Origin of the sequence: Hydrogenophaga sp. (assembly GCF_035481345.1) — a bacterium.
Classification (GTDB): Bacteria; Pseudomonadota; Gammaproteobacteria; order Burkholderiales; family Burkholderiaceae_C; genus Hydrogenophaga.
Genome location: NZ_DATIGV010000057.1, coordinates 1 through 12416 on the forward strand (window position 1 = coordinate 1; position 12416 = coordinate 12416).

Consider the following 12416-nt stretch of genomic DNA (forward strand, 5'->3'; position numbering starts at 1 on the left):
CACCCGCCGCTCCCCGAGCGCGTGCGCCGCATCTATGGGCGCTCCATGGGGCCGCTGCCCCTGGCGAAGCCGGCCGCCGCCGTGGGCGACCCGACGGTGATTCACGCATGAGCGCCGCCGGGCCGATCCCAAGGCGCTCAGCCCCGCAGTGCGCCGCACGGAGGGTCGTCCAGTGAGCGCTGTCCAGGCGCCCGCCCTCAGCCAACAGCTCGCGCACGTGGCGGCGGCCGTGCTCGCGGTGCGCCAGGGCCGTTCGCTCGGCGATGCGCTCGCGGTGGTGCCTGCGCCCTTGCGCGCCGGCGTGCAAGCGCTCGCCTTCCACACCCTGCGACAGCTCGGAACCTGCGAAGCGCTCGTCGCCCGCCTGGCCGATCGTGCGCCCCCGCCCCCGCTGCGCGCGCTCGTGAGCGCGGCGCTCGCGCTGCTGGTGGCGCCCGACGCGCCCGGCGCCAGCTACCCGGCGCACACCGTGGTGGACCAGGCCGTGCAGGCGGCCCGGGCCGACCGGCGCTGGCAGCGCCAGGCCGGCTTCCTCAACGCCTGCCTGCGCCGCTACCTGCGAGAGGCCGAGGCGCTGCGGGCGCAGGTGGCGCGCGACCCGCTCGCGCAATGGAACCACCCGCTCTGGTGGATCGAGCGGCTGCGCCGCGACCACCCCGATCACTGGGAAACGATCCTGCGCGCCAACAACCAGCCCGGGCCCATGACGCTGCGCGTCAACCGCCGCCGCAGTGATCGCGAGACCCTGGCGCAGGCCCTGGCCGCACTGGGCGTGGCCAGCCACCCCGTGGGCGGCGACGGACTGGAGCTGGCGCGTCCGCTGCCGGTCGAGCAGATTCCAGGATTTGCCGACGGAAGCTGCTCGGTGCAGGACGAAGCCGCCCAGATGGCGGCGCCGCTGCTGCTCGACGGCCTGTCCGGCGGCACCCGCCCGCGCCTGCTTGACGCCTGCGCCGCCCCCGGCGGCAAGACCGCGCACCTGCTCGAACGCGCCGACGCCGACCTGCTCGCGCTGGACGTCGACGCCCAGCGCTGCACCCGCATCACCGACAACCTGCAACGCCTGGGCCTGGCCGCCGAGGTGCGCTGCGCCGACGCCGCCCGCCCGGCCGACTGGTGGGATGGCCGGCCCTTCGACGCCATCCTGCTCGACGCCCCCTGCACCGCCTCGGGCATCGTGCGCCGCCACCCCGACGTGCGCTGGCTGCGCCGCGACAGCGACGTGGACGCCCTCGCACGCACCCAGCGGGCGCTGCTCGACGCCCTGTGGCCCCTGCTGCGTCCGGGCGGGCGGCTGGTCTACGCCACCTGCTCCGTGTTCCGCGCCGAAGGCAGCGAGCAGGCCGAGGCGTTTCTTCAGCGCCACACCGACGCCCGGGCAGCCCCCGCGCCGGGCCATCTGTTTCCCGGTACACCCGGGGGTGCCGTGCAGTTCAACGACAATCGTCCGGGTGGACCGGACGGCTTTTTCTACGCACGCTTTGACAAGGCCAGCGGCGGCTGATCGGGTCCGGCGCATTCTTCGTGCCCGCCAGTGGGCCTGCTGGGGCCTGCTTGTCCTGGCCAGCCTCACACTGATCCTGGCCCGGGCCCAGCCGCCCCAGGTGCAGCAACTCGCTTTGCAGCGCACGCCCGACGGCCTGTACATGAGCGCTCGCTTCGACGTCGAACCGCATGGCACCGTGCAGGATGCCCTGCTCAAGGGCGTGCCCCTTTACTTTGTCTGGCAGGCCGACGTGCTGCGCGAGCGCTGGTACTGGACCGACAAGCGCGTGGCCGGTGCCACCCGCACCCTGCGACTGGCCTACCAGCCGCTCACCCGGCGCTGGCGCGTCAGCGTCTCCACCGAACCGGGCGGCGGCACCGGCGGCGGTGCCGGACTGCCCTACGCGCTGCACCAGAACCACGACACCCTGGAAGAAGCGCTCGCCGCCGTCGGCCGCGTCTCGCGCTGGCGGCTGGCCGACGCCGGCCAGCTCGAGCCCGAGAGCGCCCATGTGGTGGAATTCAGCTTTCGCCTCGACCTGAGCCTGTTGCCGCGGCCCTTCCAGATCGGCCTGGGCAACCAGGCCGAGTGGTCCATGGCCCTGGAGCGCGAACTGGCCGTGCCCGCGGCCGCCACGCCCGAGCCCCCTGCGCCCGCCGAACCGCGCGCCACCCACCCGGCGACCGAGGCCAAGGCCGTCGAACCTCCCGCCACCGAGACGCCGGCCCGCTGAGCCCACGCTTCGAGCCCCCTTCGCAGGCCCCTCGTGCCGTGACCGTGCCGTGAACCCGCTGAACCCCCACCACCCGCGCAAACCCGCCGCCACCCGCTGGGCGGTGGTGGCCGGCCTGATCTTCATGACCGGCCTGGGCATGGTGCTGCTGTTCCTGCTCACCCTGGCCACGCGCAACAGCGCCTTCTACGAGCGCAACTTCGAACTGCTCGTGGGCATCAACGTGGCCGCGGCCGTGGGCCTGGGGCTGGTCATCCTGTGGCTGGGCGTGCGCCTGTTCATGCGCCTCAAGCGCGGCAAGTTCGGCAGCCAGCTGCTGGTCAAGCTGGCGGCCATCATCGGCCTGGTGGGCATCCTGCCGGGCCTGCTCATCTACACCGTCTCCTACCAGTTCGTCTCGCGCTCCATCGAGAGCTGGTTCGACGTGCGCGTGGAGTCCGCGCTCAACGCCGGCCTCAACCTCGGCCGCACCACGCTCGACACCCTGATGGCCGACGTGTCGAACAAGACCCGTCTGGCCGCCGACGGCCTGGCCCGCCAGAGCAACAGCGGCGCCGTGCTGGCGCTCGACCGGGTGCGCGAGCAGGTCGATGCGCTCGACGTGGTGCTCTTCGGTGCCGCCGGCCAGCCCCTGGGCAGTTCGGGCAGCTCCCGCTTCGACCTCGCGCCCGAGCGCCCCAGCGCCGCCACCCTGCGCAACGTGCGCGCCAACCGCGTGCTCGCGCAGATCGAGGGCCTGGAAGAAGGCGAGGGCGGTGACCTGCACGCCGCGCTGGCCGCCGGCCAGGCGCGCATCAAGGTGCTCGCGCTCGTGAGCCCGCCCAGCTTTGCCGTCAACGCCGAACCGCGCTACCTGCAGGTCTCCTCGCCGCTGCCCTCGGCGCTGATCGTCGACGCGCTCGCCGTGCAGGTGGCCAACCGCGAATACCAGGAGCGCGCGCTCGCGCGCGACGGCCTGCGCCGCATGTACATCGGCACGCTGACCCTGGCGCTGTTCCTCGCCGTGTTCGGTGCCGTGCTGCTCGCGGTGTTGCTGGGCAACCAGCTCATCCGCCCGCTCATCGTGCTGGCCGAGGGCATGCGCGAGGTGGCGGCCGGCAACCTCACCCCCAAGGCCGCGCTGCCCTCGCGCGACGAACTCGCCGGCCTCACCCGCACCTTCGCGCTCATGACGCAGGACCTGTCCGAGGCGCGCGAGGCCGTGCAGCACAGCATGGAGCAGGTGGACGCCGCGCGCGAGAACCTGCAGACCATCCTGGACAACCTCACCGCCGGCGTGCTGGTGTTCGACGAACAGGGGCGCCTCCTCACGGCCAACCCCGGCGCCGCCCGCATCCTGCACGCCGCGCTCAACGCGCACGTCGGCCAGCCGCTCGACCAGATCCCCGGCCTGGAGCAGATCGCTGGTGGTGTGCAGCAGCAGTTCGAGCGCTTCCTCGCGGAGGACTCGCCGCACGAAGGCGGCTACTGGCAGCAGTCGTTCGAACTCAGCGCGGGCGAGGGCACCACCGTCGAGCAGGGCATCACGCTCATCGCGCGCGGCGCCCTGCTGCCCAACAACGAGCGCCTGCTGGTCTTCGACGACGTGTCCGAGGTCGTCTCGGCCCAGCGCGCCCGCGCCTGGGGCGAGGTGGCCCGCCGCCTCGCGCACGAGATCAAGAACCCGCTCACCCCCATCCAGCTCTCGGCCGAGCGTCTGGCCATGAAGCTCGACGGCAAGCTGCAGCCCGCCGACCAGGCCCTGCTGAGCAAGTCTGTGCGCACCATCGGCGACCAGGTCGAGGCCATGAAGCGCCTCGTCAACGAGTTCCGGGACTACGCCCGCCTGCCGGCGGCCCAGCTCGCGCCCCTGGACCTCAACGCCGCTGTGCGCGACATCGTCGGCCTGTATGAACACGCCGCCGTGCCCGTGCGCTGCGAACTCGCCGACGACCTGCCCAAGGTGCGCGCCGACGCCCAGCAGGTGCGCCAGCTCATCCACAACCTGGTGCAGAACGCGCAGGACGCCATGAGCGGGATGGCCGGTGCGGAAGTCCTTCTGCGCACCCGCCGCTCGGACAGCGGCCAGTGGGTGCGCCTGGTGGTCATCGACAGCGGGCCCGGTTTCACCGAGCCGATTCTCAAGCGCGCCTTCGAACCCTACGTCACCACCAAGGCCAAGGGCACCGGCCTGGGCCTGGCCGTGGTCAAGAAGATCATGGACGAGCACGGCGGCCGGGTGGACCTGAGCAACCGCGTGACAGAAGGGCGCGTCATCGGCGCGCAAGTGTCGTTATCATTCGCAGTTGCAAATTGACAACAGGCACCGAGGGACTCCGCACGCAATGGCAACGATTCTGGTTGTAGACGACGAACTGGGCATACGGGACCTGCTGTCCGAAATCCTCAACGATGAAGGCCACGCCGTCGAACTCGCGGAGAACGCGGCGCAGGCGCGCTCGTTGCGCCAGCAGATGCGGCCCGACCTCGTGCTGCTCGACATCTGGATGCCCGACACCGATGGCGTGACCCTGCTCAAGGAGTGGAGCAGCAACGGTCTGCTCACCATGCCGGTGATCATGATGAGCGGCCACGCCACCATCGACACCGCCGTCGAGGCCACGCGCATCGGCGCCACCGCCTTCCTCGAAAAGCCCATCACGCTGGCCAAGCTGCTCAAGGCCGTCGACCAGGGCCTGAACAAGCTGCCGCCCAAGGCGGCGGGTGGCCTCGCCCCGGCGCTGATGCCCACGCGCCTCGTGGGCGCCGAGGTCACCGTCGAAGAGGCGATGACCCACCACCAGCTCCTCAACGGCACGGCCGTGGTCAACGGCAACGGCCTCATGCCCACGCTGCCCATCGGCCCGCAGGCGCAGCAGACCTTCAACCTCGACAGCCCCCTGCGCGAAGCGCGCGACGACTTCGAGAAGGCCTACTTCGAGTACCACCTGGCCAAGGAGTCCGGCTCCATGACCCGCGTGGCCGAGAAGACCGGCCTGGAGCGCACCCACCTCTACCGCAAGCTCAAGCAACTGGGCGTGGACCTGGCGCGCGCCAAGCGCGGCAGCCTGGGCTGAGGTGAGGGCCCGCCCGAACTGCTATACTCCTGGGCTTCCCAAGGCCCGGTAGCTCAGTTGGTAGAGCAGCGGATTGAAAATCCGCGTGTCGGTGGTTCGATTCCGCCCCAGGCCACCAAGATTCATGCGCCCCAGCGCCCGTTCAGGGTTCTGGGGCGTTTCTACGTTTCGGGGTCATCTTCTGGAGGCAGGGCCTGCGCGATATTGGGTGGATGAAAACGCTACGCGCATGCTGTGGTGGTTGAACGAGGCCCGTGGTCGTGGCGCTCGCGATCACGGGGGCCGAGGTCGGCCAGACGCCCCTCAGCCGCGACCCGCGGCGGGTTCTCTCGCTGCAAGCCGCTGTTGAGGCCGCCGCTGCCGGATGCCTGTCAGCCTCGTCCGCTTGAGCAGCAGGGCATTGATGGCCACGATCGCCGAACTCCCCGACATGGACAGCGCGGCCACCTCGGGTGACAGCGTGAACGGATATAGCACGCCCGCGGCGAGGGGGAAGGCGATCGTGTTGTAGCCCACCGCCCACCACAGGTTCTGGTGCATCTTGCGCAGCGTGGCGCGCGAGAGCTCGATCGCACCGACCACGTCGAACGGATCGCTCTTCATCAGGACGACCTGCGCGCTCTCCATGGCCACGTCCGTGCCCGCGCCGATGGCGAAGCCCACATCGGCCTGCGTGAGCGCGGGGGCATCGTTGATCCCGTCGCCGACCATGGCGACCTTGTGCCCCTGGCCCTGCAGCTCCTTGATCTTGTCGGCTTTCTGTCCGGGCAGCACGTCCGCCAGCACGATGTCGATGCCCAGCTCGCGACCGATCCGCTCGGCGGTGGCCTGGTTGTCGCCGGTCAGCATGGCCACCTTCACACCGCGGTGCTGCAACGCCTGGATGGTCTCGCGAGAGGATGGGCGCACCGCGTCGGCAATGGCGACAAGGCCCAGAAGCCGCCCGCCCCGGGCCACGTGCACCACCGTGCGGCCGGCACCCTGGAGTCGCGTCGCGTCTTGCAGCAGCGGCCCGAGCTCCACCTTGCTGGCCTGCATCAGAAGCCGATTGCCCAGCAGCACCGACTCGCCGGCGATCTCAGCGCGCGCGCCTTGACCGTCGATGTTGGTAAAAGCCTGGGCGGTTTCGGCGGGCGCGTCGCCGAACTTTTTCAGGATGGCGAGCGCCAGCGGGTGCTCCGAGTACTTCTCGACCGCCGCAGCGGTGGCAAGAACATCGCGCGGTTCCACGCCAGGGGCCGCCACGATCTCGACAACGTCGGGCTGCCCCATGGTCAGCGTGCCGGTCTTGTCGAAGACGACCACCGTCAGTTTGGTCGCGTTCTCCAGGGCTGCGGCGTTCTTGAAGAGGATGCCATTGAGCGCACCCAGGCCAGTGCCAACCATCACGGCCATGGGAGTCGCCAGGCCCAGTGCGTCGGGGCAGGCGATCACGAATACCGTGATGGTGAGGGTCAGGGCAAAAAGCAGGGACTGCCCCAGCACCCAGTACCAGACCACGAATGTCGCGAGGCCAATGACGATGGCGGCCAGCACCAGCCACTGCGAAGCACGGTCCGCGAGCAGCTGCCCAGGGGCCTTGGAGTTCTGGGCCTCCTGCACCAGCTTGACGATCTGCGCCAGCGCCGTGTCGGCACCGACCTTGGTCGCCTTGTACCGGAAGCTGCCGCTCTTGTTGATGGTCGCGCCGATCACGGCATCGCCTGCGGACTTCTTCACCGGCATGGATTCGCCGGTCAGCATCGATTCATCGACCTGCGAGTTTCCCTCCAGCACCACGCCGTCCACGGGCAGCTTGTCGCCGGGCTTTACCACGACCACGTCACCCAGCAGCACGTCGGACGTCGGCACCTTCAGCTCCGCGCCGTCGCGCAGCACGGTCGCCATGGGCGGCGCCAGGTTCATCAGGGTCCTGATGGCGTCGGATGCACCGGCCCGCGCGCGCATTTCCAGCCAGTGGCCCAACAGGATGAACACGAGCAAGGTCGCCGCCGCTTCGTAGAAGACGTCGCCTTCGTAGAAAAACGTGGCGCCGATGCTGAAGACATAGCCGGTGCCGACGGACAGCGCGACCAGCGTGGCCATATTGACGACGCGGTTGCGCAAGGCGCGCCATGCGGCGACGTAGAACGGCCAGCCGGGGTACACGATGGCGCCCGTCGCGGCCAGAAAGAGGAACAGCTGGCGGTCCATGCCCAGCGGAACCCCGAAGTCGCCGAACATGGCGCCCATCGGCGAATACAGGAACACCGGAATCGCGAAGACCAGGGCGACGAAGAAGCGGTTGCGCATGTCGCGCACCATGTCTTCCATGGAGCCGCCATGGGCATGACCCATCTCCTGCATCATGGCGTCGTGCTTGCCATGACCGTGATGGTCATGCGCCGCATGCCCCGCATGCGTCAGGGCGGGCGCGCAGACGTGCTCGGGCAGCGCCTCGCCTGCGCAATGATGGCCGCATGCCTCGATCGCGCGTTCCACCGCATCGGCGCGGGTGAGGGCGTCATCGAACGTGACCGTTGCGCTGCCGTTCACACGGTTGACGACAACGCCGAGCACGCCTGGCAGCTGCGCCAGCTTCTTCTCGATGCCCTGCGCCGAAAGAGGGGAGAGCAGATCGCTCACGGAGAACGTCGCAGTTTTTTTCATCGGATGAGTCCTTCTTGGGGGGCAGCGCCGCGGCACCAGAGAATCCTGCCGCGGATCGGGAGGGGCCGGTTGATGTCGATCAGGCCTGCCTGAGCGGCAGGGGCTGTCGTGCTGTGCCGACACCTTGGCCTTCGCATGCCTGCCACTGAACAAGCCTCGCCATGACTTCGCTCAACCGGAGGCGCGCCGCGCGACCTTGCGCTGGGGTCATTCATATGCACCTGAGGACACCTCGCCCGCAGGTGGCCACCACCGGGAGGGGGTGCTGCGCTTCCCGGCCGTGCCCGAGGCGTCCGGGCCTGCCGGGTTGCGTCTGACGCGGGCTGGCGAATCGGCGCCCCGCGTGTTCCGCTGGGAGAGCCTTCAAAGCATTGGTTATCCGCAGCAGGAGCCGGACCGGCTGCCCATCTCGGCGGCCACCGGCTGAACGGCCGTGCGGCTGGCGCAGCAGCAGCCGCCGCTGTTGCGCGGCGCCGATTGCGGCGGAGCTTCAACCGCCTCGGCGTGATAGCCCGCCTCCGCGATCGCTTCGACCAGTTCGCCGGGGGCCGCCGTGCTCGAGACCTGTACCAGCTTGCGCGGAATATCCGCTGCCAGACGCGCGTCCTTGTCGACGGACGCGACAGCCCGTGCGATCGCGCTCGCGCAGTGCCCGCAGGTCATGTCAGAGACGTGGAAGGTGATCATTTGCATGCTCCTGTGTTGTGTGGAGCCAGTCTGAGCCTTCCCATCATGGCAAGGTCAAGCGCTTCCTCCGCAGATGTCGCTTCCGATGCGGTCCCCGTTGGCCGGGACGCGGCAGCGGAGCGTGATCGGAGACCGGCCATTCACCCCCATGCATCCGACGGAAGTGGCGGTGCGGGCGGTTGGCAGAAGCTCGCGTCCCTTGCATGACAATCGCGCATCCCGCTTCCCGATCGCATCGCGTAAGCCCGGTTGAAGCAGGTAAGGAGCTGACGATGGCATTGAACAAGAAGCACGATGGCCGTGACTTCGACGCGTTTCTGAAGCGGGAAGCCATGCCGGAAGCAGCCACCGCGACCGCCGTGCAGCGGGTGATCGCGTGACCGATCGAGCAGGAAATGAAGGCTCGCAAGCTCACCAGAACGGCTCTCGCGCAGAAGATGCCCGCCAGATGAACCGCTCCGCGTTGATCGACGGCATCAAGGCCCTGGCCTCGCAGCTCATCGTGCTGCACCACCTCTCGCTCTACGCGCCCATGACCGACTGGATCGCGGCCGCCTGGCCCCGCCTGGTCCAGTTCCTCGTCGATGACGGCCGCTACGCGGTGCAGCCCTTTCTCGTCATCGGCGGCTTCCTCACCGCGCAGTCGCTGACCAGGCGGCGCGGGCAGGCGCCAGTGCCGCTGATCTGGCAGCGCTACCTGCGTCTGGTTCCGCAGTTCCTGGTCGCGCTGGCGCTGGTGGTGCTCGCCACCGCGTGGCTGGGCCCGGACCTGGCGCAGGAGGACTGGGTCTCGCCGCTGCCGACGGTGGGTCAGTTCCTTGCGCACCTGTTCTTCCTGCAGGACGTGCTGGGCGTGCCGTCGCTCTCGGCCGGTGCCTGGTACGTGGCCATCGATCTGCAGTTGTTCGGCCTGTTCGCCGTGCTGGCCCACGTGGCGGCCCGCTCGACCACACCCCTGGCCGATTCGCTCGCGCCGCCGGCGGTGGCCGTCGCCACCGTCGTGTCCATCGAGGTGTTCAGCCGCCAGCCGGCGTTCGACGTGTGGGCGCTCTATTTCCTTTCGGCCTACGGCCTGGGTGCGCTGGCCGCGTGGTCGCGCGGCAGCGCGCGGGCCGCGGTGTGCTGGTGGCTCACGGCCGCGCTGCTGGTGGCCGACTGGTGGCAGGACCCGAGGGCCCGGCCCATCCTGGCCCTGGCCACCGCGCTGGCCTTGTACGCTGGCTCGCAGCTCACGTGGCGATCCGTGCCGCACGCCGTGCGCCGCTGGGTGGAGCACCTCAGCGACGTGTCGTACAGCGTCTTCGTCTGCCACTTCGCCGTGATCGTCGTGGCCAGCGGCCTGTGGGCGCGCCTGGGCCTCGCCGGCCTCGGCCACGCCTGGCTGTGGACGGCCCTGACCTGGGCCGCCGCCATCGCGCTCGGCACGGCGGTGCAGCGGGGGTGCGACCGCTGGATGCCGGTGCTCACGCGCGCGCTGCCCCGGGCGACGAGCGCCTGAGGCACCGGCGGCCGCGGCGCTGCGCGCGGCACGCGCGAATGGTGCGGGCAGACCTGTCCGTGCGCGGTTTGCGCCCCGATGCGGTGCATTCAATGACCAGCTTGGTGCATTTGCCGCTGGCACGCGTGGCATTCATCAAGATGCCGCGCCTACGACCGATAAGCGGGACTGGGCCGAACCCATCGAGGCCCGCCCCAACCACCCGCCCCAACCGTCCGCACAGGCCCAACGTCCATGGCGCACGATCTACCCACTTCCGCCGAGCACTGGCTGCGGCACATGCCCGGCGTCGAGCGCCAGCGCCAGGAGCTGCGCCTGGTCGAAAGCGCCTGGGACCAGCTCTCGCTGCTGTCCTCGCTCTCGCCCTTGTCCGCGCGCGCCGCCTCGGGCGACGACCTCGCGCAGGCGCGCCGTGACTTCTCCGCGCTGTCGGACGAACTCCTGCAAGGCCTGGTGTCGGAAGCCTTGCAGCACCGCATCGACGATCTCGGCACGCGCGCGCAGGTCTGCATCGACGTGCTGGTGCGCAACCTGTTCGAACGCACGGCCGACATCGGCTTCTTCGCCACCGATGTGGGGGTGGCCGGCTACCTCGCGCGGCCCGAGCCCGCGCTGCGCCCGCGCATCGAGCAACGCCTTCGCGCTTACGCGAGCAAGTACACGGTCTACCGCGACATCGTGCTGTTCGACGTCGAGGGCCGCCTGTGCGCGAGCCTGTGCGAGGCCGCGTGCCCGGACACGGCCGGCGCCGCACAGGACTTGCTGCGCGAGGCCATGCGCAGCGGCGCGCCGTACGTGGAGCGCTTCGCCCCGCAGGGCTTCGGCGGGCGGCCCGGCCCGGCCCTCGTCTACGCGCGCCGCGTGGAGGCCGATGGCCGGCTGCTGGGCGTGCTGTGTCTGGTCTTCGACCTCGCCGACGAAATGCCGACGGTTTTTGAGTCGCTGCGTGGCACGAACGCCAGCGAGGGGGAGGACGACGGTGTGTTGCTGGCCCTGGTCGATGGCGAAGGTCGGGTGCTCGGCGCCAGCGATGCCCTGCAACTGCCCGCGGGCTGGCGGCTGCCGCGGGCCGGCGCGGCCGGCGCGCGCGTGGTGCATCACTTGAGCCGGCGCTACCTGGCCGTGGTGCGCGACACCCACGGCTTCCAGGGCTACGCGGGGCCGGGCTGGCGCGGCGTGGCGCTGCTGCCGATCGACCTGGCCTTCGACGAGCCCGCGCGCGGCGACCACCCCTCGGCCTTGAGCGAGGCGCTGGCCGGCCACGCCGAGGTGCTGTCGGCGGGCCTGCGCGACATCCCGCGGCGCGCCACGGCCATCGAGTCCGCGCTGGAACGCTCGGTCTGGAACGGCCTGCTGGAGCTGCGCCAGATGGACGACGGCGGGCGCGAGGGCGCGCTGGCGCCGCGCGAGCTGCTGTTCGCGCAGACCCTGCTGTCGGAGATCGGTGGTGCTGCGCGGCGCACTGCGCGGGTCTTCGCGGGCGCGCTGCAGGACCTCTACGGCATGGTCACGCGTTCGCTGTTGGGCGACGCGCAGGGCCGTGCCGCGCTGGCGATGCAGATCCTCGACCGCAACCTCTACGAGCGCGCGAACGACTGCCGCTGGTGGGCGCTGACGCCGCAGTTCGCCAGCACCTTGCGCGCCGGCGAGACGGGCTGCGCGCGCGCGAGCGCCGTGCTGCGCGACATCAACGCGCTCTACACCGTCTACAGCGGCCTGGTGCTGTTCGACCGCCAGGGCCGGGTGGTGGCGGTGTCGCGCGCCGAACACGCGCCGCACGTCGGTGGGCCGATCGGCGACGCGCCCTGGGTGGCGCGTTGCCTGGGCCTGGCGGACGAGCAGGACTACGTGGTGAGCGACTTCGAACCCAACCGATTCAGCGAGGAGCCCGCCTTCGTCTATGCGGCCGCGGTGCGCGGTGAGGGCGGCGAGGTGCTGGGGGGTGTGGCCGTGGTGTGGGACGCGGTGGCGCAACTGCGCTCCATCCTCGACGACGTCTCCAGCGGCTGCGGGCCGCGCGACGCGCTGGCCTTTGTCGACGCGCGGGACCGCGTGGTGCTGGGCGTGGGCGCCTCGGCGCCGCTGCAGGCCGAGGGCGTGGTGGCCGCCTGCCGAACCGGCGGACGCCTGGTCAACGTCGCGGGCCAGGTGTTCGGCGTCGGCGTCAGCCGGGGCCAGGGCTACCGCGAGTACCGCGCGCGCGACGGCCACGACCATGGCCTGAGTTGCCTGAGCCTGCGCCACCTGTGCGAACGCCGGCCGGCGCCGCGCGCGGTGCCGCTGCCGCCGCCCGACGGCGCGCGCGAC

The 12416-nt window shown here is 70.6% G+C and carries 8 protein-coding genes and 1 tRNA gene; 7 read left to right on the forward strand and 2 right to left on the reverse strand.

Annotated features, from left to right (window positions below):
- The first annotated feature begins 172 nt into the window (after positions 1–172).
- The 5 genes from rsmB to VLG41_RS06025 all read left to right on the forward strand — a co-directional run bounded on the left by rsmB (position 173) and on the right by VLG41_RS06025 (position 5393).
- The gene (gene rsmB / locus VLG41_RS06005) at positions 173–1504 is read left to right on the forward strand and encodes a 16S rRNA (cytosine(967)-C(5))-methyltransferase RsmB (RefSeq protein ID WP_325348481.1); all 1332 of its coding nucleotides are present in this window, start codon (positions 173–175) and stop codon (positions 1502–1504) included.
- A 100-nt stretch (positions 1505–1604) separates the two neighbouring features.
- Positions 1605–2219 (forward strand): DUF4390 domain-containing protein, encoded by a 615-nt coding sequence (locus VLG41_RS06010; protein ID WP_325348482.1) that lies wholly within the window; start codon positions 1605–1607, stop codon positions 2217–2219.
- A 49-nt stretch (positions 2220–2268) separates the two neighbouring features.
- On the forward strand, positions 2269–4515 hold the full coding sequence (locus VLG41_RS06015; protein WP_325348483.1) for a sensor histidine kinase: 2247 nt from the start codon (positions 2269–2271) through the stop codon (positions 4513–4515).
- A 28-nt stretch (positions 4516–4543) separates the two neighbouring features.
- The gene (locus VLG41_RS06020) at positions 4544–5275 is read left to right on the forward strand and encodes a response regulator (RefSeq protein WP_325348484.1); all 732 of its coding nucleotides are present in this window, start codon (positions 4544–4546) and stop codon (positions 5273–5275) included.
- Positions 5276–5317: 42 nt separating this feature from the next.
- Positions 5318–5393 (forward strand) — tRNA-Phe (locus tag VLG41_RS06025).
- 185 nt (positions 5394–5578) lie between these two features.
- On the opposite strand, the gene VLG41_RS06030 is transcribed toward VLG41_RS06025, so the two are convergent.
- Positions 5579–7924 (reverse strand): heavy metal translocating P-type ATPase, encoded by a 2346-nt coding sequence (locus VLG41_RS06030; protein WP_325348485.1) that lies wholly within the window; start codon positions 7922–7924, stop codon positions 5579–5581.
- 375 nt (positions 7925–8299) lie between these two features.
- The gene (locus tag VLG41_RS06035; protein WP_325348486.1) at positions 8300–8611 is read right to left on the reverse strand and encodes a heavy-metal-associated domain-containing protein; all 312 of its coding nucleotides are present in this window, start codon (positions 8609–8611) and stop codon (positions 8300–8302) included.
- Positions 8612–9059: 448 nt separating this feature from the next.
- Here VLG41_RS06035 and VLG41_RS06040 point away from each other — a divergent pair, with 448 nt between their 5' ends.
- A complete protein-coding gene (locus tag VLG41_RS06040; RefSeq protein ID WP_325348487.1) occupies positions 9060–10109 on the forward strand; it encodes an acyltransferase in 1050 nt (349 codons plus the stop codon).
- A 234-nt stretch (positions 10110–10343) separates the two neighbouring features.
- The coding region (locus tag VLG41_RS06045) for a cache domain-containing protein (protein ID WP_325348488.1) at positions 10344–12416 on the forward strand (2073 nt) is incomplete at its 3' end.

Excerpts from the sequence above, each read along its gene's own strand:
- VLG41_RS06035 (WP_325348486.1), bottom strand. The coding sequence starts at position 8,611 with ATGATCACCTTCCACGTCTCTGACATGACCTGCGGGCACTGCGCGAGC.
- VLG41_RS06040 (WP_325348487.1), top strand. The coding sequence starts at position 9,060 with ATGAACCGCTCCGCGTTGATCGACGGCATCAAGGCCCTGGCCTCGCAG.
- VLG41_RS06020 (WP_325348484.1), top strand. The coding sequence starts at position 4,544 with ATGGCAACGATTCTGGTTGTAGACGACGAACTGGGCATACGGGACCTG.
- VLG41_RS06030 (WP_325348485.1), bottom strand. The coding sequence starts at position 7,924 with ATGAAAAAAACTGCGACGTTCTCCGTGAGCGATCTGCTCTCCCCTCTT.